This window comes from Streptomyces sp. Da 82-17 (genome assembly GCF_046098215.1).
GTDB lineage: Bacteria > Actinomycetota > Actinomycetes > Streptomycetales > Streptomycetaceae > Streptomyces.
Genome location: NZ_JBJURH010000008.1, coordinates 162,250 through 187,441 on the forward strand (window position 1 = coordinate 162,250; position 25,192 = coordinate 187,441).

The 25,192-nt window shown below is 72.8% G+C and carries 21 protein-coding genes, 3 tRNA genes and 1 pseudogene; 14 read left to right on the forward strand and 11 right to left on the reverse strand.

From position 1 onward, the window contains the following. On the forward strand, positions 1–216 hold the full coding sequence (locus tag ACIDOF_RS16240) for a hypothetical protein (protein ID WP_409006578.1): 216 nt from the start codon (positions 1–3) through the stop codon (positions 214–216). Between the two features lie 90 nt (positions 217–306). Beyond that, positions 307–1,086 (forward strand): sulfite exporter TauE/SafE family protein, encoded by a 780-nt coding sequence (locus tag ACIDOF_RS16245; RefSeq protein WP_409006579.1) that lies wholly within the window; start codon positions 307–309, stop codon positions 1,084–1,086. 9 nt (positions 1,087–1,095) lie between these two features. Here ACIDOF_RS16245 and ACIDOF_RS16250 read toward each other — a convergent pair whose 3' ends face one another. The 3 genes and pseudogenes from ACIDOF_RS16250 to soxR all read right to left on the reverse strand — a co-directional run bounded on the left by ACIDOF_RS16250 (position 1,096) and on the right by soxR (position 3,383). Then, complete coding sequence (locus ACIDOF_RS16250; protein WP_409006746.1) at positions 1,096–1,707, reverse strand: class F sortase; 612 nt, start codon at positions 1,705–1,707, stop codon at positions 1,096–1,098. 219 nt (positions 1,708–1,926) lie between these two features. Beyond that, positions 1,927–2,457: pseudogene (locus ACIDOF_RS16255) on the reverse strand (hypothetical protein); the annotation flags it as partial. Between the two features lie 440 nt (positions 2,458–2,897). After that, positions 2,898–3,383 (reverse strand): redox-sensitive transcriptional activator SoxR, encoded by a 486-nt coding sequence (gene soxR, locus ACIDOF_RS16260; RefSeq protein ID WP_409006580.1) that lies wholly within the window; start codon positions 3,381–3,383, stop codon positions 2,898–2,900. Positions 3,384–3,447: 64 nt separating this feature from the next. Here soxR and ACIDOF_RS16265 point away from each other — a divergent pair, with 64 nt between their 5' ends. The 3 genes from ACIDOF_RS16265 to ACIDOF_RS16275 all read left to right on the forward strand — a co-directional run bounded on the left by ACIDOF_RS16265 (position 3,448) and on the right by ACIDOF_RS16275 (position 5,144). After that, on the forward strand, positions 3,448–4,080 hold the full coding sequence (locus ACIDOF_RS16265; RefSeq protein ID WP_409006581.1) for an NADPH-dependent FMN reductase: 633 nt from the start codon (positions 3,448–3,450) through the stop codon (positions 4,078–4,080). A gap of 198 nt (positions 4,081–4,278) precedes the next feature. Then, complete coding sequence (cutA, locus tag ACIDOF_RS16270) at positions 4,279–4,632, forward strand: divalent-cation tolerance protein CutA (RefSeq protein WP_409006582.1); 354 nt, start codon at positions 4,279–4,281, stop codon at positions 4,630–4,632. A 101-nt stretch (positions 4,633–4,733) separates the two neighbouring features. Continuing rightward, on the forward strand, positions 4,734–5,144 hold the full coding sequence (locus ACIDOF_RS16275) for a gamma-glutamylcyclotransferase family protein (RefSeq protein WP_409006747.1): 411 nt from the start codon (positions 4,734–4,736) through the stop codon (positions 5,142–5,144). Positions 5,145–5,188: 44 nt separating this feature from the next. On the opposite strand, the gene ACIDOF_RS16280 is transcribed toward ACIDOF_RS16275, so the two are convergent. Both ACIDOF_RS16280 and ACIDOF_RS16285 read right to left on the reverse strand, forming a co-directional pair. Then, the gene (locus tag ACIDOF_RS16280; RefSeq protein ID WP_409006583.1) at positions 5,189–7,417 is read right to left on the reverse strand and encodes a molybdopterin oxidoreductase family protein; all 2,229 of its coding nucleotides are present in this window, start codon (positions 7,415–7,417) and stop codon (positions 5,189–5,191) included. A gap of 142 nt (positions 7,418–7,559) precedes the next feature. After that, a complete protein-coding gene (locus ACIDOF_RS16285; RefSeq protein ID WP_409006748.1) occupies positions 7,560–8,171 on the reverse strand; it encodes a vancomycin high temperature exclusion protein in 612 nt (203 codons plus the stop codon). Positions 8,172–9,435: 1,264 nt separating this feature from the next. On the opposite strand from ACIDOF_RS16285, the gene ACIDOF_RS16290 reads away from it, so the two are divergent. The 5 genes from ACIDOF_RS16290 (at position 9,436) to ACIDOF_RS16310 (ending at position 16,648) form a co-directional block, all read left to right on the forward strand. Beyond that, positions 9,436–10,377 carry a sirohydrochlorin chelatase gene (locus ACIDOF_RS16290; protein ID WP_409006584.1) on the forward strand — a complete coding sequence of 314 codons (942 nt, stop codon included), beginning with the start codon at positions 9,436–9,438 and terminating at the stop codon, positions 10,375–10,377. A gap of 66 nt (positions 10,378–10,443) precedes the next feature. Next, positions 10,444–11,787, forward strand: coding sequence for a deoxyguanosinetriphosphate triphosphohydrolase (locus ACIDOF_RS16295; protein WP_409006585.1), 1,344 nt, complete (start codon positions 10,444–10,446; stop codon positions 11,785–11,787). A 160-nt stretch (positions 11,788–11,947) separates the two neighbouring features. Further along, the gene (locus ACIDOF_RS16300) at positions 11,948–13,213 is read left to right on the forward strand and encodes an NAD(P)/FAD-dependent oxidoreductase (RefSeq protein WP_409006586.1); all 1,266 of its coding nucleotides are present in this window, start codon (positions 11,948–11,950) and stop codon (positions 13,211–13,213) included. 70 nt (positions 13,214–13,283) lie between these two features. After that, positions 13,284–15,185 (forward strand): DNA primase, encoded by a 1,902-nt coding sequence (gene dnaG, locus ACIDOF_RS16305; RefSeq protein WP_409006587.1) that lies wholly within the window; start codon positions 13,284–13,286, stop codon positions 15,183–15,185. 299 nt (positions 15,186–15,484) lie between these two features. Continuing rightward, positions 15,485–16,648 (forward strand): RNA polymerase sigma factor, encoded by a 1,164-nt coding sequence (locus ACIDOF_RS16310; protein WP_409006588.1) that lies wholly within the window; start codon positions 15,485–15,487, stop codon positions 16,646–16,648. A 13-nt stretch (positions 16,649–16,661) separates the two neighbouring features. On the opposite strand, the gene ACIDOF_RS16315 is transcribed toward ACIDOF_RS16310, so the two are convergent. From ACIDOF_RS16315 to ACIDOF_RS16330, 4 genes are all read right to left on the reverse strand, one after another. Next, complete coding sequence (locus ACIDOF_RS16315) at positions 16,662–18,590, reverse strand: ABC transporter ATP-binding protein (RefSeq protein ID WP_409006589.1); 1,929 nt, start codon at positions 18,588–18,590, stop codon at positions 16,662–16,664. Continuing rightward, positions 18,590–20,323, reverse strand: a complete 1,734-nt coding sequence (locus ACIDOF_RS16320; RefSeq protein WP_409006590.1) for an ABC transporter ATP-binding protein — start codon at positions 20,321–20,323, stop codon at positions 18,590–18,592. The genes ACIDOF_RS16315 and ACIDOF_RS16320 overlap by 1 nt, the downstream gene beginning before the upstream one ends. 110 nt (positions 20,324–20,433) lie before the next feature. Next, entirely contained in the window at positions 20,434–21,870 is a 1,437-nt protein-coding gene (locus ACIDOF_RS16325) for an FGGY family carbohydrate kinase (RefSeq protein WP_409006591.1), read from the reverse strand. Positions 21,871–21,960: 90 nt separating this feature from the next. Then, positions 21,961–22,263, reverse strand: a complete 303-nt coding sequence (locus tag ACIDOF_RS16330) for a YtxH domain-containing protein (protein WP_409006592.1) — start codon at positions 22,261–22,263, stop codon at positions 21,961–21,963. A gap of 146 nt (positions 22,264–22,409) precedes the next feature. Here ACIDOF_RS16330 and ACIDOF_RS16335 point away from each other — a divergent pair. The 3 genes from ACIDOF_RS16335 to ACIDOF_RS16345 all read left to right on the forward strand — a co-directional run bounded on the left by ACIDOF_RS16335 (position 22,410) and on the right by ACIDOF_RS16345 (position 22,804). Then, positions 22,410–22,482, forward strand: a tRNA-Asn gene (locus tag ACIDOF_RS16335). 5 nt (positions 22,483–22,487) lie between these two features. Then, positions 22,488–22,560 (forward strand) — tRNA-Asn (locus tag ACIDOF_RS16340). Positions 22,561–22,727: 167 nt separating this feature from the next. Next, positions 22,728–22,804, forward strand: a tRNA-Ile gene (locus ACIDOF_RS16345). Positions 22,805–22,862: 58 nt separating this feature from the next. Here ACIDOF_RS16345 and ACIDOF_RS16350 read toward each other — a convergent pair. Next, positions 22,863–23,825 (reverse strand): hypothetical protein, encoded by a 963-nt coding sequence (locus tag ACIDOF_RS16350; RefSeq protein ID WP_409006593.1) that lies wholly within the window; start codon positions 23,823–23,825, stop codon positions 22,863–22,865. Between the two features lie 296 nt (positions 23,826–24,121). On the opposite strand from ACIDOF_RS16350, the gene ACIDOF_RS16355 reads away from it, so the two are divergent. Continuing rightward, on the forward strand, positions 24,122–24,946 hold the full coding sequence (locus tag ACIDOF_RS16355; protein WP_409006594.1) for an HAD family acid phosphatase: 825 nt from the start codon (positions 24,122–24,124) through the stop codon (positions 24,944–24,946). A 24-nt stretch (positions 24,947–24,970) separates the two neighbouring features. Here ACIDOF_RS16355 and ACIDOF_RS16360 read toward each other — a convergent pair whose 3' ends face one another. After that, entirely contained in the window at positions 24,971–25,159 is a 189-nt protein-coding gene (locus tag ACIDOF_RS16360; protein ID WP_409006595.1) for a DUF6381 family protein, read from the reverse strand. Positions 25,160–25,192 lie beyond the last annotated feature (33 nt).

Here is a 25,192-nt window from a genome sequence, read left to right on the forward strand (position 1 = left end):
TTGAGATCTCTGGAGGGGCGTACGCCCATGGCCCGGCACCGCAAGCCCGTTCCCGTACGGGAAGTCACCCGGCAGGCCCGGCGGAACCTCGCCGTCGGCCTCGCCTCGGCGAGCGCGCTCGCCGCGACGCTGCTCGCGGTCACCGTCGACCCGGCGGCCCCGCCCGCACCGGACCGGCTGCCCGCGCCGGTGACGGAACCCCGGGCGGCACCCTGAGCCACCGGGTAGCACCCTGAGCCACCCGGGCGGCACCCTGAGCCAGGGGCGGGCCCGGGAGGGCGAGGCCCTCCGGTTACTGTCGTGATCATGCCCGACATATCCCTGACCACGGTCGTGGTCCTCTGCCTCGCCGCGGCCGCTGCGGGCTGGGTCGACGCCGTGGTGGGCGGCGGCGGACTGCTCCTGCTGCCCGCGCTCCTCATCGGCGTACCGCAGGTGCACCCGACCTACGTCTACGGCACCAACAAGGCCGTCGCGATCGTCGGCACCTCCGCCGCGGCCGTCACGTACATCAGGAAGACCCCGGTCGAGGTCGGCACCGCCGTGAAGATCGGGCTCGGGGCCCTCGCCGGGTCGATGACCGGGGCGTTCTTCGCGGCCGGGATCAGCGCCGACGTGCTGCGGCCCATGATCATGGTCGTGCTGCTCGGCGTGCTCGCCTTCGTGATGCTGCGCCCCGCCTTCGGCACCGGCGCGACCGCGGGCCCGCCGACCCGGCAGCGGGTGCTCGCCGCGATCGTCCTCGCGGGCCTCGGACTCGGCTTCTACGACGGGCTGTTCGGGCCCGGCACCGGCACGTTCCTGGTGATCGCGCTGACCGCCGTCCTGCACATGGACCTCGTGCACGCCTCCGCCACCGCGAAGATCGTCAACGTCTGCACCAACTTCGGCGCCCTCGCGATGTTCACCTACCAGGGCACCGTGATGTGGCAACTGGCCGCCGGAATGGCCGTGTTCAACCTCGTCGGCGGCATGGTCGGCGCGCGCATGGCACTGAAGAAGGGCAGCGGGTTCGTCCGCGGCGTGCTCGTGGTCGTCGTGGTCACGCTGGTCGGGAAGCTGGCGTACGACCAGTGGCTCGGGTGAGTCACGCGGTCACGCGCGGGTGTCCGTCAGGTGGGCGAAGACGACCACGTTGCCGAGGTAGCCGCTGTTCTTCGACCAGCCGCCGCCGCAGGTGATGACCCGCAGCTCGGGGCGCGCGGCGGCGCCGTACACCTTGTCGTCCGGGAAGTCCCGGCTGTCGTACACCTCCACCGCGTCGACCGTGAACACCGCCGTCCTGCCGTCGTCCCGGTCCACCTCGACGGTCTGGCCCTTGCGGAGCGCACCGAGCGCGTAGAACACGGCGGGCCCCTCCGCGTTGTCGACGTGCCCGGCGACGACCGACGTGCCGCGCTCGCCCGGCGTGGTGCCCGCCTCGTACCAGCCGGCCAGGTTGCGGTTCTCCGCGGGCGGCACGTCGAGGCTGCCCTCGCGGGTCAGGCGCAGGCCCATCAGCGGGGCGTCGACGCGGAGCGAGGGGATGCGTATGCGGGTGGGCGGCGCGGCGGGCAGCGCGGGCGCAGCCTCGGTGGCGCGCGGGTCCGGGCCCGCGGAGGAGGCGGCGGCCTCGGCGGCGGACGGCTGCGGCGGCGCGTGCGTGGCGCTGCCGTTCTGCAGCAGCCACACGCCGGAGCACAGGGCGAAGGCGGAGACGGCGGCTATCGCGGCACGGAGCGGCTTACGGGTTCCGTTGCTGCGGGTCCCGTTGCTGCGGGTCCCGGGTTCACGGTTCGGCACGGTGGGCCCCCTGGGGTGGTCGTACGCGGTCGTACCCGCTCGTACGCGGTCGTACGTGCCCCGCGTCCCCCTCCGAGCCGCGTGCGGAGGCGGACTCGAAGGGGGCCGGGGCGGCGGTACCGGTGGACAGCGGAGGTTGTCCGGTCAGATCCCGTCGCCTCTCGCCCGGCGATGCAGGAGCCAGGTACCGCCCGCGGCGGCGACGGCCAGGGCCGCCACACCCGCCGCGGTCTGCACGGGGTCGGGCCCGAGCGCGCCGCCGACCCCCGTCTTCACATGTCCCTTCGGGTTCACCGGCTCAGTCGGCGCCGTCAGGCTCACCAGCAGATCGCCCGACACCTCCTTGCCGTCGGCGCACCGCGCCCGGATCGCGTACGTGCCGGGCGACGCCGACGACGGCACGACGAAGCTGCCGACGACGACCTCGTCGTGCGTGCCGACCGCCAGCTTGAACATCCCCGCGCCGACCGCGCTCGCGTCCCCGGCGGCCCGCGAGCGGACCCCGCAGGCGAGCGTGTGCACGGTGACCTTGGAGCCCGGCACGACCGTGGCGGGGTAGAGGTCGAGCCGGGTGTCCGGCGGATCGCTGTCCTCCGGGAGGACGCGGGCGGCGCGGGCCCTCTCGGCGGCGAGGGCGGGGGCGGTACGGGTCCCTTCGACGGCGAGGGCGGTACGGGTCCTTTCGACGGCGGGGGCGGAGGCGGGAGCGGCGGCGCGGGCCGAGTGGGGGGCTGCGACGGTCGTGGTCGGGGGGCCGGCGGGTCTGGGGACCGCTTGCGCGGGACCCGCGGAGAGGCATGCGGAGGCGGCGACGACGAGCGCGGCAGCGGTCAGCGGGCGGATGGCGGTGCGCATCTCAAGTCCTCCGAGAGAACGCGGCCCGCGGCACCCCCATGTGCCGCTGCGTCGGTCGCGCCCTTGTTACGAGGAAAGGCGCACTCGGCCCGGCACGCCTGCCGGTGAGCGCCCGGTTCCCCCGCCCCGGGGGCCCGTTGTGCCGGGCGGTCGCCGCGTTCCAGCAGGTCATGGCCGTGCGGCGAGAGGCTCGGGGCGCGTGACCGAAGTCGGGGGGTGAGGGCTGTGAACGGGTGACCGGCCCGCTCGCCCGCCGTGGCTCAGCGCTCGGTGGCGGTCCCCGTCGGAACCGGGTCCTCCAGGAGGCGGCGCGGGCCCGGGCCGTGGTCGGCGAGGGCGTCGTCCGGGTTGGACAGCCGGCACCGGTCCAGGGAGAGACAGCCGCAGCCGATGCAGTCCGTCAGGTTGTCGCGCAGCCGCTGCAGGGTGCAGATGCGCTCGTCCAGGTCGGAGCGCCAGCACTCCGAGATCCGCGCCCAGTCCTCCCGCGTCGGCGTGCGGTCCTCCGGCAGCAGCGCGAGCACCTCGCGGATCCTGGCGAGCGGAATGCCGAGCCGCTGCGAGGTGCGGATGAACGCGACCCTGCGCAGGGTGTCCCGGCTGTAGCGGCGCTGGTTGCCCGAGGTGCGGCGGCTGCTGATCAGGCCTTCCCGCTCGTAGAACCGGAGCGCGGACGGCGCGACCCCGCTGCGCTCGGCGAGCTCTCCGACGGTGGCTTCCTTGGCGTTCCAGGCGAGTTGAGGCATACGACAAGGATGCTGGACGGAGCGGCTTGACCTCAACAATGGTTTAACTATCAGGCTGTTCCGCATGACTACAGCGACGCATTCCGCGCCCACCACCGATGCCCGTACCCAGAAGGCCGCCGCCCCGCTGCGCGTGGCCGTGATCCTCGGCTCCGACCGGCACGGCCGTTTCGGCCCCGTCATCGCCGACTGGCTCCTCGCCCACGTGCGCGGCCGGGAGGATCTGACCGTGGACGTCGTCGACGTCGCCGAGGCCGACCTGCCCACCGCCTTCTCGCCCCACCACGAACCCGCCGTACGGGAACGCCTCGCGCGGGTCGCCGGACAGATCGACGCCGCCGACGCGTTCGTCGTCGTCACCCCCGAGTACAACCACTCCTTCCCGGCCGGACTGAAGAACCTCATCGACCGGCACCGCGCCGAGTGGGAGGCCAAGCCCGTCGCCTTCGTCTCGTACGGCGGGATCTCCGGCGGGCTGCGGGCGGTCGAGCAACTGCGGCTCGTCTTCGCCGAGTTGCACGCCGTGACGGTGCGGGACACCGTCTCCTTCCACGGCGCGCAGGGCCACTTCGACGACGAGGGCAACCACCTCGACCCCGCAGGCCCCGACGCCGCCGCGAAGGTCCTGCTCGACCAGCTGACCTGGTGGGGCCACGCCCTGCGCGACGCCAAGGAGGTCCGGCCGTACGGGAGTTGAGGCGGGCGGGCGGGTGGCCGGTCGGGGGTTCGGCCCTGGGGGTGGTCCGGGGCTCGGTCCTGGCGCGGTACGGGGTTCGGGCCGGCGCTCGGTCCGGGGTGGTCCGGGGCCGTCCGGGGCCGTCCGGTCGGGGAGACTGGTGCGGGGGCGTCGCGGACGGCGTCCCTCCGTATCCGCCGACACGGAGGCAGTACAGGCATGGAGCAGCTCCCCGAGACCCCCGACCTTCCCGTCGACACCGTGCTCACGGTGCTGACGACGACCGACTCCGTCGCCAAGGCGCAGGCCCTCGCCGCGGGCGCCGTCGAGGCCCGGCACGCGGCCTGCGCACAGGTGTCGGGGCCGGTCACGTCGGTCTACCGCTGGGAGGGCGCCGTCACCACCGACCAGGAGTGGCAGGTGCTGCTCAAGACCACCGCCGACGGCTACCCGGCCCTGGAGCGCTGGCTCACCGACGCGCACGACTACGACACCCCGGAGATCATCGCCACCCCGGTCGTCCGCGGCAGCGCCGACTACCTCCGCTGGGTGCGGGCGGAGACGGGCAAGTGAGCCACGAGAGGCGTGCGCCGGGGCCGTTGCCCAGGTCGGCCTCGGCCTCGGCCTCGGGCTCGGCCTCGGGCTCGGACTCGGAGTCGGCCTCGGGCTCCGCCTTGCCGTTCTTCGTCTACGGCACGCTCCGCCCCGGGGAGTGCAACCACGACCGCCACCTGCACGGCCGCCTCGCCGCCGCCACCCCGGCCCTGCTCCCGGACGCCGTCCTGTACGCGGGCCCCGGCTACCCGTACCTCGTGGAGCAGCCCGGCGCCGGACCCGTGCACGGCGAACTCCTCACCGCCCGCCCCGAGTCGTACGACGCCCTCCTCGCCGACCTCGACCGCCTGGAGGACTACCGCCCCGGCGACCCGCACAACGACTACGAGCGCGTCGCCCGCGCCGTCCGCCTCCCGGACGGCGCCACCCGCCGAGCCTGGGTCTACGTCGCGGCCCCCGCCGTACGCGCCCGCCTGCGCGCCCACGCCCGCCCGCTCTCGACGGGGGACTGGCGGGCCGAGAGCGCCTAGCCGAGCGCGCCGAGCCGAGAGCGCCCAGCCCCCCCTGGTTCCGGTCAGCCCGCCGCCGTCTCCGGAGGCGTTCGTTCCAGGCGGACCGCGCAGACCTTGAACTCCGGCATGCGCGACACCGGGTCGAGCGCCGGGTTCGTGAGCGAGTTGGCCCGCCCCTCGCCCGGCCAGTGGAAGGGCATGAACACCGTGTCCGGCCGGATCGTACGGGTCACCCTGGCCGGCGCCGTCGCCTCGCCCCGGCGGGACACGACCCGCACCGCCTCGCCGTCCGCCACCCCGATCCGCGCGGCGAGCTGCGGGTGCAGCTCCACGAACGGGCCGGGCACGGCGGCGTTCAGCTCGGCCACCCGCCGGGTCTGCGCCCCCGACTGGTACTGCGCCACCACCCGCCCCGTCGTCAGCAGCACCGGATACTCGGCGTCCGGCTCCTCCGCCGCCGCCCGGTGCGCCACCGGCACGAACCGGGCCCGCCCGTCCTCCGTCGCGAACCGGTCCAGGAACAGGCGAGGCGTCCCCGGGTGGGCGGTATCCGGGTGCGCGGTATCGGGGCCGACGGCACCCGGACGCGCCGTCCCCGCGTCGGCCGAGACCGGCAACTTCCCCCGTACGTCCGGCAGTTCGAGCGGTTCGGACGGTTCGGTCAGTTCGGTCGCCGGGCACGGCCAGAACACGCCGTCCTCCGCCGCGAGGCGCTCGTACGTGATCCCCGAATAGTCCGCGGGCCCGCCCGCCGAGGCCCGGCGCAGCTCGTCGAAGACCTCCTCCGGATCCGTCGGGAACCCCTTCTCCACGCCGAGCCGCGCCGCGAGTTCGTGCAGCACGAACAGGTCCGTACGCACCCCTTCCGGCGGCGTGATCGCCCGGCGGCGGAGCAGTACCCGGCCCTCCAGGTTCGTCGTCGTCCCGGTCTCCTCCGCCCACTGCGTCACCGGAAGCACCACGTCCGCCAGCTCCGCCGTCTCCGACAGCACCACGTCCGCCACCGCCAGGAAGTCCAGGGAACGCAGCCGCCCCTCGATATGCGCGGCCCGCGGCGCCGACACCACCGGGTTCGATCCCATCAGCAGCAGCGACTTCACGTCCCCGCCGAGCGCGTCGAGCAGCTCGTACGCACTCCGGCCCGGGCCCGGCAGCGCGTCCGGGTCCACGCCCCACACCTCGGCCACGTGCGCCCGCGCCGCCGGGTCGGTCAGCTTCCGGTACCCCGGCAACTGGTCAGCCTTCTGGCCGTGTTCGCGTCCCCCCTGCCCGTTCCCCTGCCCCGTCAGGCACCCGTACCCGGAGAGCGGGCGGCCCGCCCGGCCCGTCGCGAGCACCAGGTTGATCCAGGCGCCCACCGTGTCCGTGCCCTTCGCCTGCTGCTCGGGGCCGCGCGCGGTCAGCACCATCGCGTGCTCCGGCGCGCAGAACAGCCGTACCGCCTCCCGCAGTTCGGGCACCGACACCCCGGTGATCCGCTCCACCAGCTCCGGCCAGTGCGCCATCGCCCCGGCCCGCGCCTCCTCCCAGCCGCTCGTCCGCTCCCGGATGAACTCCTCGTCCGTAAGCCCCTGAGCCACCACCACGTGCAGCAGCCCGAGCGCCAGCGCCAGGTCCGTGCCCGGACGCGGCGCCAGATGCAGGTCAGCCTGCTCCGCCGTGCGCGTGCGGCGCGGGTCGACGACGATCAACTTGCCGCCGTTCTCCCGCAGTTCGGTCAGGTAGCGGAGCGCGGGCGGCATCGTCTCGGCGAGGTTCGAGCCGACCAGGATCACACAGCCGGTCCGCGGGATGTCCTCCAGCGGGAACGGCAGCCCCCGGTCGAGCCCGAACGCCCGCTGGTGCGCGGCCGCCGCCGACGACATGCAGAACCTGCCGTTGTAGTCGATCTGCGACGTGCCCAGCACGACCCGCGCGAACTTCCCGAGCCCGTACGCCTTCTCGTTCGTCAGCCCGCCCCCGCCGAACACCCCGACCGCGTCCGGCCCGTGCTCCGCGCGCGTCCGGGCGAGGCCCGCCGCGATCCGGTCGAGCGCCTCCTCCCAGGTGGCCGGTTCGAGCCTGCCGGTGGCGTGGGTCCGGATCAGCGGCTCGGTCAGGCGCACCCGGGAGGACAGCACCTCGGTCGCCGTACGGCCCTTGCCGCACAGCGCGCCCCGGTTCACCGGGAACTCCCGCTCCACCACGGCCAGACCCCCGTCCCTGCCGGGGTCCCGCGCCAGCCCCATCCCGCATTGCAGCGCGCAGTACGGGCAGTGCGTCGGAGTGGGCGATGCCGTGGTCTTGTGCATGCGCTCCAGCGTGCGTCCGGCGTGTTACGCGGCACGGTGCGGCCGGGTTACATGCCAGGTACGCGCGCCTCAGCGCGGGCAGCGGGCGACGGTGAGGTGCCGTCCCGGCGCGACGGACGGCCGTACCCGCATGGGTCGGTCCTCAGCGGTGGGAGGCCAGCGCCCGCGCTATCCCGTCCTCGCGCGGGCCCAGGAACTGCGGGTCCGGTTCGAGGAGCGCGTCCGCCGCGGCCTTGCCGGAGGCCAGCAGCTCTCTGATCCCGCCGTAGTACCAGGTCGCGTCGTGCGGCTCGGCCACCCCCAGGCCGTACGCATCCACGCCCGCGTCCCGGCAGAGCGCCACCGCCCTGCGTATGTGGAAGCCCTGGCTGATCAGCACCGCCCGGTCCACGCCGAAGATCTTCCGGGCGCGCACGCAGGAGTCCCAGGTGTCGAAGCCCGCGTAGTCGCTCACGATGCGGCGGTCCGGAACGCCGCGCGCCGTCAGATATCTGCGCATGGCGTCCGGCTCGTCGTACTCCTCCCGGCTGTTGTCGCCGGTGACGAGCACCACCTCCACGCGGCCCTCGCGGTACAGCCCGGCCGCCGCGTCCAGCCGATGCGCCAGATACGGGGAGGGCTCGCCGCCCCACAGGCCCGCGCCGAAGACGACCGCGACCTGTGTCCGCGGCAGCTCGCCCGGTCCGCGCACCCGCTCCGCGGCAGCGGCGTGCAGCCAGGTCGCGGGCAGCAGAGCCAGCACGCAGCCCAGCATCAGAGCTTGCAGGAGGCGCCGCCGCCCACGCCGACTGCGCGGCAGCCGGAGCCGGGGTCGCTTCCCAGCGTCGCGGCGAACGACATGACCGGGCTCGCCACCCGGCCGCCCCGCAGCACCGCCGGTCGACCCGGTGTCGGTCGGGTGGTGGTCGGCTTGTCCGGTGTCGGTCGGGTGGTGGTCGTCTTGTCCGGTGTCGGTCGGGTGGTGGTCGTCTTGTCCGGTGTCGGTCGGGTGGTGGTCGGCTTGCTCGGTGTCGGTCCGGTGGCTGTCGGCTTGCCCGGTGCTCGGGTTGTCGTCGGGGGTGCTGGCGGTCCTGCCGTGCGGTGTCGTGCCCGCGTCGCCGTCGGTCGACCCGGCGCCTGCCTCGCCGTCCTGGGCCGTGTCCTTGTCGCCGGCCGATCCGGTGCCCGCCTCGTGGTCCGGGCCGGTGCCTGACCTGTGGTCGCTGGGGTCGCGGCTGGCGCCCGTCTCGTCGGCGGGTTTCGACCCGGGGGCGTCGACGGGTCCGGCCCCTGGCCCGGCGGTCGGCTTCGTGTCGGAGCTGCCGTCGGGTCGAGTGCCTGTCCTGCCGGACGGGCCGCTGCTCACCTCGCCACCGGTGCCGGTGCCGGTGCCGTCGGTCGGCCTCGCGTTCGCCTTGTCGGTCGGCCTTGCGTTCGCCTTGTCGTCGGGCCCCGTGCCTGTGCCGTCGGCCCGCCTTGCGCCCGCCCCGTCGTCGTACCCCGTCCCCGTGCCGTCGGCAGGTCCGGCGTCCGCCCCGCCGGTCGGCCTCGCGTCCGCCCTGTCGGTCGGCCTCGCGTCCGCACCGCCGGTCGGCCTCGCGTCCGCCCTGTCGGCGCGCCTCGCGTTCGCCTTGTCGGTCGGCCTCGTGCCCGCCCCGTCGGCCCGCCTCGCGTCCGCCTCCTCGGTCGCCCTCGCGTCCGTCCCCTCGTCGTGCCCCGCCCCCGCCCCGTCGTCGTACCCCGTCCCCGTGCGCTCGGCGGGTCCGGCGTCCGCCCTGGCAGCCGTCCCGGCGCCCCTCGGCTCGTCGGGCCCCCAACCCGTCCTGTCGTCGTCCTGCATGTGCCCCCCGTTTCGTCCCGCGCGCCGCCCCTCGGTCAGCTCTCTGCGTGCGGGCCCCGCTTCGTCCTCGTCGTGTGCTCGACGAGGACAAGTGTGCGACGCGGGACTGACAATCGGGGGTCCGGGGGCGTGAGACGGGGGACATCGACCGTCATCGTCGTGCAATCACCGTGCAACGTCGGCGGGCGAGCCTTGGTTCATGACGCCGACCGAGACACCCGGCGAACACCCCGGGCCCCCGAAGGAAACCCTGGACCCACTGGCCAGTACGGCGCAGCTCATCGACCGCATCACCAGCGACGCCGGCAGCCGCCTGCGCCGCGTCGGCCGCGACGTGCGGACCGGCCCGCACCCTGCCCCCGTACCCCCGGCCCTCGTCGTGGTGGCGCACGGAAGCCGGGACCCGCGCACGCTCGCCACCGTGCGCTCCCTGCTCGACGCGGTACGCGCACGCAGGCCCGAACTGGCCGTCCACCTCGGCCACATCGAGCTGAACGAACCCCTCCTCCCCGACACGCTGGCCCGACTCGCGCCCGGCCGGGCCGTCCTCGTACCGCTGCTGCTCGGACGCGGCTACCACGTCAAGCACGACCTGCCCGCGGCAGCAGCCGCCGCCCCGCACCTCGACGCGCGGGTCGCCGCGCCGCTCGGGCCGCATCCGCTGCTCGTCGACGCGCTGCACGACCGGCTGGTCGAGGCCGGCTTCCCGCCGGGAGCGGCGCCCGCCGGGTACGGGGTCGTGCTCGCCGCGGCCGGGTCGCGGGACCCGGAGGGCCTCGCCGACACGCGCGGTACGGCGGCCGCGCTCGCCGAGCGGCTCGGCGTTCCGGTCGTGCCCGCGTACGCGTCCGCGGCGTCGCCGACCGTGCCCGAGGCGGTGCGGGCGCTTGCCGCGCGGGGGTGCGGGCGGGTCGCCGTCGCGTCGTACTTCACCGCGCCGGGGCGGTTCGCGGCGCAGTCCGCGCAGGCCGCGACGGCGGCGCCCGGAGTGCCCGGAGTGGCCTCCGCTCCGCTGGGCACGCACCCGGCGGTCGCCGAGCTGCTTCTGCTCCGGTACGAGGCCGCGGTGCGGTCCTTCGGGGCGAGGGCGGGGAGCGCGGGGAGTGCGGCGGGGGAGCGGTTGCAGCTGGCCTCCGCGTAAGCCGTCCCGCACCCCCCGTCCAGGGAAAACGCGCCCCCGGTGCCGCCGCGCGGTTACCGTCGGCTCATGGCCCCGACCCAGCGCGCCGACGAGACCCAGCAGCCCCACCGCGCGGCCGACAGCGCCGGTTACACGGAGCGGGACGCCGCCCGGTGGGTGTCCGAGCCCGACAAACGGCCCGGGCGGACCGCGTTCCAGCGGGACCGGGCGCGGGTGCTGCACTCCTCCGCGCTGCGCCGCCTCGCCGGAAAGACGCAGGTCGTCACGCCCGGCACGCGCAGCCTCGCCTGGGACGCCAGCCCCCGCACCCGGCTCACGCACTCCCTGGAATGCGCCCAGGTCGGCCGCGAGCTCGGCGCCGCCCTCGGCTGCGACCCGGACCTGGTCGAGACGGCCTGCCTCTCCCACGACCTCGGCCACCCGCCGTTCGGGCACAACGGCGAACAGGCCCTCAACGAGTGCGCGGCGGACTGCGGCGGATTCGAGGGGAACGCCCACTCCCTGCGCCTCCTCACCCGCCTCGAACCCAAGCGCTTCGTGGACGACGCGACCACCGGCCGCCCCGTCAGCGTCGGCCTGAACCTCACACGCGCGGCGCTCGACGCCGCCACCAAGTACCCCTGGCCGCGCGGCCACCACCCCACCGACCCGGGCTCCGCGAAATTCGGCGTCTACGAGGACGACCTCCCCGTCTTCGAGTGGATCCGCGAGGGCGCCCCCGCCCACCGCACCTGCTTCGAGGCCCAGGTCATGGACTGGTCCGACGACGTGGCGTACTCCGTGCACGACGTCGAGGACGGGCTGCACGCCGGCCACATCGACCCCAACTGCCTGCACGCCGAGCCCGAACGGCAGGAGATCTTCGCCGTAGCCCTGGAGCGCTACGTACCGCACGGCACCGACCCGGCCGAACTCGCCGCCGCCCTCGACCGGCTCCTCGACCAGGAGTGGTGGCCGCACGGATACGACGGCACCGCGGTCGCCCAGGCCCGCCTCAAGGACGCCACCAGCCAGCTGATCGGCCGCTTCTGCCTCGCCGCGGAAGGCGCCACGCGCGCGAGGTACGGCAGCGGGCCCCTGACCCGGTACGCCGCGGAGCTCGTCGTACCGAACGAAACCCGCCATGAATGCGCCGTCCTCAAAGCCGTCGCCGACCGGTACGTGATGCAGCGCGACGAACAGGAACGGCTCCGCGCGAACCAGCGCATCGTCATCGCCGAGCTCGCCGCAGGGCTCACCGCGCGGGCGCCCGAAGGACTCGACCCGCAGTTCCGGGCGCTGTTCGACGCGGCGCCGGACGACACCGCGCGGAAGCGGGTCGTCATCGACCAGATCGCCGCCCTCACCGACGCCTCCGCCCGGACCCTGCACGCCCGCCTCGCCGGAGCCGGAACCGGTGGCCGAACCTGAGCCGGTCCGCCGCGCCCACCTGATGTGATCGAGCCACACAGGGGTGACACTGAAGGGACGGCCCCTTCCCCCACTACGCTCCGTGCGGGACGCTCGAGATGGCGGCCACGCTGCGTGCGGGACGCCCGCAAGTGGCGGCAAGGTTGTGAGGAGGCATCAAGTGGTCGACGCGGATCAGACGTTCGTCATCGTCGGAGGCGGACTGGCCGGGGCCAAGGCGGCCGAAACCCTGCGCTCCGAGGGCTTCACCGGCCGGGTGATTCTCATCAGTGACGAGCGCGAGCACCCCTACGAACGACCCCCGCTGTCCAAGGGCTACCTCCTCGGCAAGGAGGAACGGGACAGCGTCTTCGTGCACGAACCCGCGTGGTACGCACAGCACGACATCGAGCTGCACCTCGGCCTGCCCGCCGTGGCCGTCGACCGCGGCGACAAGACGGTCCGCCTCGGCGACGGCACCGTCGTGCGCTACGACAAGCTGCTCCTCGCCACCGGCTCCGAGCCCCGCCGCCTCGACATCCCCGGCACCGACCTCGCGGGCGTGCACCACCTGCGCCGGATCGCGCACGCCGAGCGCCTCAAGGGCGTCCTCGCCGCCCTCGGTCGGGACAACGGCCACCTGGTGATCGCCGGCGCCGGCTGGATCGGCCTGGAGGTCGCCGCCGCCGCGCGGGAGTACGGCGCGGAGGTCACCGTCATCGAGCCCGAGGCCACGCCGCTGCACTCCGTCCTCGGCCCCGAGATCGGCCGCCTCTTCGCCGACCTGCACCAGGAGCACGGCGTCCGCTTCCACTTCGGCGCCCGCCTCACCGAGATCACCGGCCAGGACGGCATGGTCCTCGCCGCCCGCACCGACGACGGCGACGAGCACCCCGCGCACGACGTCCTCGCCGCCATCGGCGCCGCCCCGCGCACCTCGCTCGCCGAGACCGCGGGCCTGGAGCTCGCCGACCGGGCGCACGGCGGCGGCATCGCGGTCGACGCGAGCCTGCGCACCTCCGACCCGGACATCTTCGCCGTGGGCGACGCGGCCAGCGCCCACCACCCGCTGTTCGACACCCGGCTGCGCGTCGAGCACTGGGCCAACGCCCTCAACGGCGGCCCGGCCGCGGCCCGCGCGATGCTCGGCAAGTCCGTCACGTACGACCGGGTGCCGTACTTCTTCTCCGACCAGTACGACGTCGGCATGGAGTTCTCCGGCTGGGCGCCGCCCGGCAGTTACGACCAGGTGCTGATCCGCGGGGACGCCACGAAGCGGGAGTTCATCGCGTTCTGGCTGTCCGACGGGCGGGTCCTGGCCGGCATGAACGTGAACGTCTGGGACGTGACGGAGCCGATCCAGACGCTGATCAAGGCCGGCGTCCGCCCCGACCCGGAGCGCCTCGCCGACCCGACGGTCCCGCTTGAATCCCTCCTGGAGGGCTGACCCCACGGCCCCGCCGCAGGCCGGGCGGCCACCCGGACGAGTTGTCCGTGCCGCCCCGTAGAATTCACGCGTGGCAGGACGGATCAACGACGAGGACGTGAAGGCGGTACGGGACGCGGTCCCGATCGACGCCGTCGTGTCCGAGTACCTCCAGCTGCGCAACGCCGGCGGCGGCAACCTGAAGGGCCTGTGCCCCTTCCACGACGAGAAGTCACCGTCCTTCCAGGTCAGCCCGAGCAAGGGGCTCTTCCACTGCTTCGGCTGCCAGGAGGGCGGCGACACGATCGCCTTCGTGATGAAGATCGACCACCTCTCCTTCTCGGAGACGGTCGAGCGCCTCGCCGCCCAGGCGGGCATCACGCTGAGGTACGAGGAGGGCGGGTACAACCCGTCCCACCAGCGCGGCGAACGCATCCGCCTGGTCGAGGCACACAAGATCGCCGCGCAGTACTACGTGGACCAGCTGGGCGGAGCCGAGGCCGAGATCGGCCGCAAGTTCCTCGCCGAGCGCGGCTTCGACCAGGCCGCGGCCGTGCACTTCGGCGTCGGCTACAGCCCGGCGGGCTGGGACCACCTCACGCGCTTCCTGCGCGGCAAGGGCTTCACCGACAAGGAGCTGATCCTCTCCGGCCTCTCCCAGGAGGGCCGCCGCGGCCCCATCGACCGCTTCCGCGGCCGCCTGATGTGGCCGATCCGGGACATCTCCGGCGAGGTCGTCGGCTTCGGCGCCCGCAAGCTCCGCGAGGACGACAACGGCCCGAAGTACCTCAACACCCCCGAGACCCCGATCTACAAGAAGGGCCAGGTCCTCTACGGCATCGACCTCGCCAAGAAGGAGATCGCCAAGACCTCCCGCGCGGTCGTCGTCGAGGGGTACACGGACGTGATGGCCTGCCACCTCGCCGGCGTCACCACCGCCATCGCCACCTGCGGCACCGCCTTCGGCGGCGACCACATCAAGATCCTCCGCCGGCTCCTGATGGACAACGGCTCGGCCCGCGTGATCTTCACCTTCGACGGCGACGCCGCAGGCCAGAAGGCCGCGCTCCGCGCCTTCGAGGACGACCAGAAGTTCGCCGCGGAGACGTACATCGCGATCGCCCCCGACGGCATGGACCCCTGCGAGCTGCGCCTCGCCAAGGGTGACGAGGCGGTCGCCGACCTGGTCGAACCGCGTACGCCGCTCTTCGAGTTCGCCCTCCGCCAGATCGTCAGCCGGTACGACCTGGAGACCCCCGCGGGCCGCGCCGCCGCGCTCGACGAGGCGGCGCCGATCGTGGCCCGCATCAAGAACAGCGGCGCGCAGCACGAGGTGGCCGTCGAGCTCGCCGGCATGCTCGGCATCCTCGACACCCAGTTCGTCGTCAAGCGCGTGGCTCAGCTGGCCCGTTGGGCCCGGGACCGCGGCGGTCGCGGCCCCGCCCCGCAGCAGCAGCAACGCCCCCCGCAGGCGTACGACGAGGCGCCCCGCCCCGCCGGCGGCCCCGCGCTCAACCTGCGCAGCCCCGCCCACCGCACCGAGCGCGAGCTGCTCAAACTCGCCCTGCAGCACCCGCAGTTGGTCTCCCCGGCCTTCGACGCGTACGGCGCGGACGAGTTCACCGCCCCGCCGTACGCCGCGGTCCGCGAGGCCATCGCGTACGCGGGCGGCGCCGAGCAGGGCGTCCAGGACCCGTCGGGGTACCTCGCGCGCGTGCGGGACGCCGCGCCGGACGACACGGTGCGGGCCATGGTCACCGAGCTGGCCGTCGAGGCGATCATGCGGCGCACGGTCGACGAGGTGTACGGCGGCGAGCAGCTCGTCCAGGTCCGGCTCCGCGCCGTCGACCGCCGCATCCGCGACCTCCAGGGCAGCTTCGCCCGCCTCGGCCCGCACGCCGACCCGGCCCAGCTCTCCGCCGCCCAGAACGAGTTGTGGGTCCTGCAGCAGTACGGCAGAGCCCTGCGGGAGCGCGGCGCGGACGCGCTGTGACGGCCGCCTCGGCCAACACCCCTTGCCGCGCCCGAAGTTGACTCCTGAGTAACTGCGCGGCTACGCACCGGACTCAAAAAGTGCCCGCACGACTCTCCTCGCGGAGATGTGTCGTACCCCACACTGGGGGCGGTGCCTGAGTCTTCGGAGCGCGGCCGGCCCACCGGGCGTGGGCCCGGCAATCCCGCGGATCCGTTCATCGATGACGGGACGGACCGCGGCGCGGCCGCCGGTACCGCCCCCGCCGTACCGCTGCCGCGCACTCCCGACGTGGCCGCGATCACCCTGGAGGTCGCCCCGTGCAGACCCGGACCCAGACGTTGACGCAACCCACCCCCGCCGCCGCGGACGTCATCGAAGCGGTGCCGCCGCAGAGCCGGGTCGGCCGCCACCCGGAGAACCCGCCGAGCCCGCCGAGCCCGCAGCCCCCGCCGAGCGCGGAGCCCCCCGAGGCCGCCGAACTCCCCGACGCACCCGAACCCCCCGACGTGCCCGAACCGCCCGACGTGCCCGAACCGCCCGAGCCGCGTGCCGTACGCACCGAGACGAGCGGGCCGTCCGCCGACCTGTTCCGGCAGTACCTGCGCGAGATCGGACGCATACCGCTGCTCAGCGCCGCCGAGGAGGTCGAGCTCGCCCGCCGCGTCGAGGCCGGCCTCTTCGCCGAGGAGAAACTCACCCACGGCACCGACCTGGACAGCCAACTCGCCCTGGACCTGGACAAGTTGGTCGTCATGGGCCGGATGGCGAAGCGCCGCCTGATCGAGGCCAACCTGCGCCTCGTCGTCTCGGTCGCCAAACGGTACGTCGGCCGCGGCCTGACCATGCTCGACCTCGTCCAGGAGGGCAACCTCGGCCTGATCAGGGCCGTCGAGAAGTTCGACTACGCGCGCGGCTACAAGTTCTCCACGTACGCCACCTGGTGGATCCGCCAGGCGATGTCCCGGGCCCTCGCCGACCAGGCCCGGACCATCCGCGTGCCCGTGCACGTCGTCGAGCTGATCAACCGCGTCGTCCGCGTGCAGCGCCGCATGCTGCAGGAACGCGGGTACGAGCCCACGCCCGAAGAGGTCGCCGCGCACCTGGAACTGCCGCCCGAGCGGGTCGGCGAAGTGCTGCGCCTCGCCCAGGAACCCGTCTCCCTGCACGCCCCCGTGGGCGAGGAGGACGACGTGGCCCTGGGCGACCTCATCGAGGACGGCGACGCCGCGAGCCCCGTGGAGTCCGCGGCGTTCCTGCTGCTGCGCCAGCACCTGGAGGCCGTCCTCTCCACCCTCGGCGAACGCGAACGCAAGGTGGTGCAGCTGCGGTACGGGCTGGTGGACGGGCGGCCCCGCACGCTGGAGGAGATCGGCCGCATCTTCGGCGTCACCCGCGAACGCATCCGCCAGATCGAGTCCAAGACCCTCAACCGCCTCCGCGACCACGCCTTCGCGGACCAGCTGAGGGGCTACCTGGACTGACCGTGCGCGGGGGCTAGTCCACCTCCGCCACCGCCTGCGCGAACTGCGCCTCGTACAGCCGTGCATACGCCCCACCCGAGGCCAACAGCCCCGCGTGCGAGCCCTGTTCGACGATCGAGCCGTCCTCCAACACGAGGATCGTGTCCGCGTCCCGGATCGTGGAGAGCCGGTGCGCGATCACGAACGACGTACGCCCGTGCGCGAGGCGCGCCATCGCCTTCTGGATGAGCACCTCCGTACGGGTGTCGACCGAGCTCGTCGCCTCGTCGAGGACCAGGATCACCGGGTCGGACAGGAAGGCCCGCGCGATGGTGATCAGCTGCTTCTCGCCGGCGCTGACACCGGTGCCCTCGTCGTCGAGGACGGTGTCGTACCCGTCGGGCAGCGTGCGGATGAACCGGTCGGCGTGGGCGGCCCGCGCGGCCTCCTCGATCTCGGCGCGGCTGACCTCCTTCGCCGCGCCGTACGCGATGTTCTCCGCGATCGTGCCGCCGAACAGCCACGTGTCCTGCAGCACCATGCCGATGCCGGACCGGAGTTCGTCCCGCGACATCTTCGCCACGTCGACCCCGTCGAGCGTGATCCGCCCGCCCGTCACCTCGTAGAACCGCATCAGCAGGTTGACGAGGGTGGTCTTGCCCGCGCCCGTCGGGCCGACGATCGCGACCGTGTGGCCCGGCTCGACCGTGAGCGACAGGTCCTCGATCAGCGGCTTGTCCTCCTCGTACCGGAAGGACACATGCTCCAACTCGACCCGCCCGCGCAGCCGTTCGGGGCGTTCGCCGGGGATCGGGTCGGCCTCCTGCTCGTCCGCGTCGAGCAGCTCGAAGATCCGCTCGGCCGACGCGACGCCGGACTGCACCAGGTTGGCCATGGACGCGACCTGCGTCAGCGGCATCGAGAACTGCCGCGAGTACTGGATGAACGCCTGCACGTCACCGATCGACAACGCACCCGACGCCACCCGCAGACCGCCCACCACGGCCACGAGCACGTAGTTCAGGTTCGAGATGAAGAACATCAGCGGCTGCATGATCCCGCTGTTGAACTGGGCCTTGAAACTCGCCTCGTACAGCGCGTCGTTGTGCTCCGCGAACAGCTTCGCCGACTCCTCCTGCCGCCCGAAGACCTTCACCAGGGCGTGCCCGGTGTACATCTCCTCGACGTGCGCGTTGACCTTGCCGGTGGACCGCCACTGCTGCACGAACTGCGGCTGCGACCGCTTGCCGACACGGGTCGCGACGACGAACGACAACGGCACCGTGATCAGCGCGACCAGCGCGAGCAGCGGCGAGATCCAGAACATCATCACCAGCACGCCGACGATGGTGAGCAGCGAGTTCACCAGCTGCCCGAGGGTCTGCTGCAGCGTCTGCCCGATGTTGTCGATGTCGTTGGTGGCGCGGCTCAGCACCTCGCCGCGCTGCCGCTTGTCGAAGTACGACAGCGGCAGCCGCGACAGCTTCGCCTGGATGTCCTCGCGCATCCGGTACACGGTCAGGTTCACCGCCCGGTTCACCAGCCGCGTCGCCACCGCCATCAGCAGCCCGGCGGCCAGGAACACGCCGAGCGCGAGCAGCAGCACCTCGCCGACGGCCGCGAAGTCGATGCCCTCGCCGGGTGTGAAGTCCGTACCGGAGAGCATGTCGGCGACACCGTTGTCACCGCGCTCCCGCATCGCGTCGAGCACCTGCTCCTTCGTGGCGCCCTCGGGCATCTCGCGCCCGACGATCCCCGCGAAGATCAGGTCGGTGGCCTCACCGAGGATCTTCGGGCCGACCACGGAAAGCGCGACGCTGAAGAAGACCGCGACGAGCATCGCGTACATCGTCACGCGCTGCGGCTTGAACTGGGCGAGCAGGCGCTTGCCCGAGCCCTTGAAATCCAGAGAACGCTGATCGGGGCCGCCCCCGGCCATCATCCGCCCGCCAGGCCCGGCCATCAGGCTGCCTCCGCTTCCGTGAGCTGGGAGAGCACGATCTCCCGGTAGGTCTCGTTGTCGGCCATCAGCTCGTGATGGCGTCCGGCGCCGACGACCCGGCCCTCGTCGAGGACCACGATCCGGTCGGCCTCGCGGATGGTCGACACCCGCTGGGCGACGATCACCACGGTCGCCTCGGCCGTCTCCCGCGCGAGGGCCGTGCGCAGCGCCGCGTCGGTCGCGTAGTCGAGCGCCGAGAACGAGTCGTCGAACAGATAGATCTCCGGCCGCTGCACAAGGGTCCGCGCGATCGCGAGCCGCTGCCGCTGTCCGCCGGACACGTTCGTGCCGCCCTGCGCGATGGGGGAGTCGAGCCCGTTCTCCAACTTCTGCACGAACTCCTTCGCCTGCGCCACCTCCAGGGCGTGCCACAACTCCTCGTCCGTGGCGCCCGGATTGCCGTACCGCAGATTCGTCGCGACGGTCCCGGAGAACAGATACGGCTTCTGCGGCACAAGCCCCACCGTCCGCGCGAGCAGCGCCGGGTCGAGCTCCCGCACGTCCACGCCGTCCACGAGCACCTCGCCCTCGGTGGCGTCGAACAACCGCGGTACGAGGCCGAGCAGCGTCGACTTGCCGCTGCCCGTCGACCCGATCACCGCCGTGGTCTCGCCGGGCCGCGCCACCAGGTCGATCGCCTTCAGCACCGGCTCCTCGGCCCCCGGGTACGCGAACCCGGCGGCCCGCACCTCCAGGTGGCCGTGGCGCTTCAGCTCCCGTACGGGGTCGGCGGGCGGGACGACGCTGGACGCGGTGTCGAGGACCTCCTCGATGCGCTCGGCGCACACCTCCGCGCGCGGCACCATCATGAACATGAAGGTGGCCATCATCACGGACATGACGATCTGCATCAGATAGGCGAGGAACGCGGTCAGCGCCCCGATCTCCATGCCGCCGCTGTCGATCCGCTGCGCACCGAACCAGACCACCGCGATCGACGACACGTTCACCACGGTCATCACGATCGGGAACATCAGCGCGAGCAGCCGCCCCGTCCCGAGCGACACGTCCGTCAGCTCCCGGTTGGCCCCCTCGAACCGCTCCTTCTCGTACGCGTCCCGCACGAACGCCCGGATCACACGGTTGCCGGTGATCTGCTCGCGGAGCACCCGGTTCACCGTGTCGAGCCGCTCCTGCATGGTGCGGAACAGCGGCCGCAGCTTCCGCACGATCAGGCTGACCGCGATGCCCAGCACCGGCACGACCGCGATCAGCACCGACGACAGCGGCACGTCCAGGCTCAGCGCCATCACGATGCCGCCGACGCACATGATCGGCGCCGACACCATCAGCGTGAACGCCATCAGGACCAGCATCTGCACCTGCTGGACGTCGTTCGTGGTCCGCGTGATCAGCGACGGCGCCCCGAACTGGCCGAGTTCACGCGCCGAGAACGACTGCACCCGGTCGAAGACCGCCCCGCGCACGTCCCGCCCGAGCGCGGCCGCCGTACGCGCGCCGTAGTAGACGGCGCCGATGTTGCACAGCACCTGCACCACGGTCACCCCGATCATCAGGGCCCCGAAGGTGAGGATGTAGCCCGTGTCCCCGCGCACGACACCGCGGTCGATGATGTCGGCGTTCAGGGTGGGCAGGTAGAGCGTGGCGCAGGTCTGCAGAAACTGCAGCGCCACGAGCAAGGCTATGGAGTTCTTGTACGGAGCTAGATGGCTCCGCAGGAGTCGTATGAGCACGCGATACCCATCGCAGTAGCCGGAGGCAACGTTTCACCCCATCCTCCGACACTCCACCGGCCGGAGCTCAACCGAATTACGAAACGGTCGAGCCCGGCCGGCGGTGGGTGCTAGCCCTGGAACGCCCCGGGATGCGTCTGCTCCCGCACCGCCACGTACTGCTGCCGCACGGCCTTGCCGACGGGCAGCTCCTCGCCCGGCTCGAAGACCTGCGCGGCCGCGCCCTGCCAGACCGGCGGCTGCTGCGGGCCGAGCGTGCCCTGGGACACCCCGAGCGCCCACGCCGCCTGCCGGGCCGCGCCGAGCGCCGCGTAGTCCGCGGCCTGCGGGACGACGACCTGCGCGCCGAACAGCATCGGCGCCGCCGCCTGCACCGCGGGCAGATCGGCGGCCGGCCCGAGCAGGAACACCCGGCGCACCTCCACACCCCGGTTGCGCAGCACGTCCAGCGCGTCGGCGAGCGAGCACAGCATGCCCTCGAACGCCGCCCGCGCCAGGTGCTCCGGCTTCATCGACTCCCGCCGAAGACCGCTCAACGTACCGGCCGTGTGCGGCAGTTGAGGCGTCCGCTCACCCTCCAGATACGGCAGCAGCACAAGCCCGTGCGCGCCCGGCGTCGACTTCGTCGCGAGCTGCGAGAGCCCCTCCAGATCCGTCCCGAGCAGCTCCGCGGTCCCCCGCAGCGCCCGTACGGCATTGCTCGTGTGGACCACCGGCAGATGCATCCCGGTCGCGTCCGCGAGCGACGTGATCATGCCGTGCGGGTCGGCGAGCGCCTCGTGGTGCACGGCCATCACGGACCCGGACGCCCCGAGCGACACCACGGCGTCCCCGACCCCGATGCCGAGCCCGAACGCGGCGGCCATCGTCTCGCCCGTACCGGCCGAGATCAGCAGCCCCTCCGGCGTCGTCCCCGCGGCCTCCCACGGCCCCAGCACCTCCGGCAGCGCCGTCTGCTGCCCGAGCGCCAACTCCACCAGATCCGGCCGGTACGAGGCGTTCGCCGCCGACCAGTAGCCCGTACCGGAAGCGCCGCCGCGGTCCGCGGTGCGCCGGGCCGGCCGGCCGAGCAGCTGCCACACCAGCCAGTCGTGCGCCTGCAGCACCATCGCGGTGCGCTGCGCCGCCTCGGGCTCGGTCCGCGCCAGCCAGCGCAGCTTCGTCACGGGCTGCGGCGCCTGCGGTACGACGCCGACGGCCTCGGCCCAGGCCTGCCGCCCGCCGAGCGCGTCGATCAGATCGACCGCGGCGACCTGCGCCCGCTTGTCCCCGCCGACCATCGCGGGCCGAACGGTGCCGCCCTGCGCGTCCAGCGGGACGACCGCGTTCTGCTGCGCCGACACGCCGATGGCCTGCACGCCTTCGAGCAGCCCACCCCCGGCGGCCTCACCCAGCGACAACAGCCAGGCCTGCGGATCGACGTCCGACGGCCTGCCCTCCAACGGATGCGGGGCGTACCCCTGCCTGAGCACGGCACCGGTGTCGGTGTCGCAGACGACGATGCGTGTGGACTCGGTAGAGCTGTCCAATCCGGCGACTATCCCCATGCCAGAAGATTTTGCCCTACGGCACGGGCGCCCCGTCCCGCCGGAGTTCGACCGGGGGACGGGGCGCCCGCGCCCGTACGTCCATACGTCCTAGGTGTTGCTGGTGCCCCAGTCGTCGTCCTCCGAGGCCCGGCTCTTCTCGCGCAGCGAGCGCACCCGGGTGGCCACGGAGTCCGGCATCCGGTCGCCGACCTTGTCGCTCACCGAGGCGAAGGCCTTGCCCGCGACTTCACGGCCGCTCTGGGCCGCCGACTCCACCGTGTTCCGCACGGCCGGGTTCTGTGCGACCTGGCGGGCCGATTTCTTCAACTGCTCGTAACGCTCGCGTCCGGCCCGCGTGCCGATCACGTAGCCCAGGGCCAGTCCGGCGACGAACGTGAGCTTGTACCGCATGGCTGTCACCCTTCCCTTGTCCGGTGCAGGGCGCCTACCCGATACCGATTGGCGGAGCACCCCCCTGCTTGCGCTAATGTATGTGTCGCAGCGAACGCGCGCCGCCCGGGAATCCCCAGGCAGGTGACGTCGTTGCAGCGGGACGATCCCCTGTAGCTCAATTGGCAGAGCAGCCGGCTGTTAACCGGCAGGTTACTGGTTCGAGTCCAGTCGGGGGAGCTCGGTCTCCTGTAGCTCAATTGGCAGAGCAGCCGGCTGTTAACCGGCAGGTTACTGGTTCGAGTCCAGTCGGGAGAGCAACGAAAAAGGACCCCCCAGGGGGTCCTTTTTCATGTGCGGCGGAACCATGTGCTCACCAGCACAGTCCTCATGGTCGTGCAGAGCCGACCATCGGACGCAGGAGATCGTATGAGCGGCTATGCTGCGGCAGACGGCGCGTACATGTGTACGCGACACGCCGCTTTGGGGCGGTAGCTCAGCCGGTTAGAGCAGCGGACTCATAATCCGTCGGCCGTGGGTTCGAGTCCCACCCGCCCCACCAAGCGCACCTGTCCTTGCCTACGGAGACGTGGGGGGCGGGTGTTTTTGTTTGTGCTCGCTCAGTCGCAGATGCGGGCAGTCGTGACCGCGCCGCCCGTGTTCTCGTCGTCCGTGCCGAGGAGCGCGGTGTCGGAGCCGGGTACGCACTCCACGGCCTCGATCTTGCGGCCCTGGAACTTCCTTACGACCTCGGGGGTTTCGGCCAGGGAGAGTCGGACCTCGCCGGTGGCGTCGAGCGACAGGGTGCCCGCGTCGGTCACCGCCGAGTCGAACGGGCCGTCGTCGCCCGCGTCCGAGGCCGAAGCGACGAGCAGGCGGCCCGAGTCGGTGACGGTGAGGTCGGCGACGTGCCGGACGTCTCCCGTCGGGTACGGCGCGCGGTAGGTGGTGGCCTTCGTCACGGCGCCGAACACCGTCTCGCCGTACTTGTTGAACGACAGCGGCGCGGTGTACAGCGTCGCCGGGCGGTCGGCGCCCTCGCCCCGGTCGGCCCAGGCCGCTGCCAGCCTGCCGTGCCGGGAAGCGAGCGTGAAGCTCTCGAAGTTGTCGCCCTGGCCGATGGCGGGGAGCGGCGAGAGGTCGCGGACCTCGACCGCGTCCCCGTCGGCCGTGACCTGCAGGCGGTAGACGAGGCCGCGGCTCGCCACGGCCAGGTACTCGCCGGGCGCGCCCGGCACCGCCTCCAGTGCCTCCAGGTCGTTCGGTTCGGCGGAGCCCCGCCACTCGAGCGGCTGCGCGGCGGGGGTGCGTGCGGGCTCGCCCGGGTGGTAGGTGAGCCGGGCGACGCGGTTCTCGCCGGGGCGCTTGTTGTCCCGGGCGATCAGCGCGCGGTAGGTGCCGCCCGAGCGCGAGGTGACGGCCAGTCCGCTGATGCCGCTTCGCATGTCGTGGCCGATCTGCTGCCAGCGGCCGGCCGCCGGGGCGGGCGCGTCCTCGGTCCGGGCCGCGGTCGCGCTCGTGGTGGCCGCCACGGCGGCTCCCGCGCCGAGCAGGGCGACTGCGGTCAGTACGGCCTTGCGCATGCTCATGCACCTCTCGCCGGGGACGCGACGCGACGCGGTGCGATGCCGTGCGCTGCGACGCGCGTAGATGATTCGGGTGGGCCGGAACGTAGCGGCCCGGCGGGCCCGTGGCAAGGAGGCCGGCACGGATGCCTCCCAGTGGCGGGTGGGCGGCACGGCAATAGTTCGGTACGGGGTCTTGTCTCCGCGTGCGCGACGCGCGTAGACATGGGGCGACCTGCTGCGGAGGCCGTCCCCTGCCGTGTCGGTCGCCCCTGCCCCCATGGCCGCGCAGGCCGAATCAGGAGATGTCACCCATGCGAAAGACCTTCAGAGTCGCGGGCATTGCCACCGCCGGTGTTCTGGCCGGCGGGGCCCTGTGGGGTACCGGCGTCGCCACCGCCGGAACCACCACCGAGGCGTCCGCTTCCAGGACCGTGGAGGCGAAGAGCGGCGACGAACCCCACAACATCGGGCAGCTCGTCGGCGAGATCGACGCCTACTACGGCGTCACCCGGGACGACGACGGCGTCTACCGGGCGTCCCCGGACAGCGACTACGCCCACGACGTCGCCGACGTGCTCGCCCGCGCCAAGCGCGACATCGAGCGCAAGGCGGCCACGTCCACCGGGGCGAAGGGCGACAGGCCCGCGATCGTCCTCGACATCGACGACACGGTGCTGCTCAGCATCGACTACGAGAAGCGCACCAACTTCACGTACGACAACACCACATGGAACGAGTACGTCGAACAGGCCGATCGCCCGGCCGTGTTCGGGGTGCCCGAGCTGATCGACTTCGCCGAAGACCGGGGCGTGGAGGTCTTCTTCCTCACCGGGCTCGGCGAGGAGCGGCGGGACGCCGCGGTGGAGAACCTGACCAGGGTCGGGGTCGGCACCGAGCTGGACGCCGGTCACGCCTTCTTCAAGAACAAGGCGAACCCGCCGTCCTACCTGCGCGACTGCGCCACCCCCGAGGCCTGGAACTGCACCACCGTGCAGTACAAGGCGGGCACCCGGAAGCACATCGAGTCCACCGGCTACGACATCATCGGCAGCTTCGGCGACCAGCGCTCCGACCTGGAGGGAGGCTACGCCGACAAGACGTACAAGCTCCCCAACCCCACCTACTTCGTCGAGTAGGCGGGCGAGGTCTGCGGCTGTCCGCTACTCCTCGGGGTAGATGTCGCCCGCGCGCATGGCGCTCTCCTGTTCGGAGCGGGAGCGGAGGTCGTGGGACTTCTGCTCCAGGCGGCGACGCTCCTGCGGGTCTGAGGCTTGCTTGGCGGCTTCTTCCAGTTCGCGGGCCTTCTCGCGCATGTGCTGAAGCCGTTCCCGCGTCTCGTCGGATCCCATGGCCGGACCTCGCTTCGTGAAGGGGCACTACGT

Excerpts from the sequence above, each read along its gene's own strand:
- ACIDOF_RS16245 (WP_409006579.1), top strand. The coding sequence starts at position 307 with ATGCCCGACATATCCCTGACCACGGTCGTGGTCCTCTGCCTCGCCGCG.
- ACIDOF_RS16280 (WP_409006583.1), bottom strand. The coding sequence starts at position 7,417 with ATGCACAAGACCACGGCATCGCCCACTCCGACGCACTGCCCGTACTGC.
- ACIDOF_RS16325 (WP_409006591.1), bottom strand. The coding sequence starts at position 21,870 with ATGGGGATAGTCGCCGGATTGGACAGCTCTACCGAGTCCACACGCATC.
- ACIDOF_RS16295 (WP_409006585.1), top strand. The coding sequence starts at position 10,444 with ATGGCCCCGACCCAGCGCGCCGACGAGACCCAGCAGCCCCACCGCGCG.
- ACIDOF_RS16285 (WP_409006748.1), bottom strand. The coding sequence starts at position 8,171 with ATGCTGGGCTGCGTGCTGGCTCTGCTGCCCGCGACCTGGCTGCACGCC.
- ACIDOF_RS16355 (WP_409006594.1), top strand. The coding sequence starts at position 24,122 with ATGCGAAAGACCTTCAGAGTCGCGGGCATTGCCACCGCCGGTGTTCTG.
- ACIDOF_RS16315 (WP_409006589.1), bottom strand. The coding sequence starts at position 18,590 with ATGGCCGGGCCTGGCGGGCGGATGATGGCCGGGGGCGGCCCCGATCAG.
- ACIDOF_RS16330 (WP_409006592.1), bottom strand. The coding sequence starts at position 22,263 with ATGCGGTACAAGCTCACGTTCGTCGCCGGACTGGCCCTGGGCTACGTG.
- soxR (WP_409006580.1), bottom strand. The coding sequence starts at position 3,383 with ATGCCTCAACTCGCCTGGAACGCCAAGGAAGCCACCGTCGGAGAGCTC.
- ACIDOF_RS16290 (WP_409006584.1), top strand. The coding sequence starts at position 9,436 with ATGACGCCGACCGAGACACCCGGCGAACACCCCGGGCCCCCGAAGGAA.
- ACIDOF_RS16350 (WP_409006593.1), bottom strand. The coding sequence starts at position 23,825 with ATGCGCAAGGCCGTACTGACCGCAGTCGCCCTGCTCGGCGCGGGAGCC.
- ACIDOF_RS16265 (WP_409006581.1), top strand. The coding sequence starts at position 3,448 with ATGACTACAGCGACGCATTCCGCGCCCACCACCGATGCCCGTACCCAG.
- ACIDOF_RS16360 (WP_409006595.1), bottom strand. The coding sequence starts at position 25,159 with ATGGGATCCGACGAGACGCGGGAACGGCTTCAGCACATGCGCGAGAAG.
- cutA (WP_409006582.1), top strand. The coding sequence starts at position 4,279 with ATGGAGCAGCTCCCCGAGACCCCCGACCTTCCCGTCGACACCGTGCTC.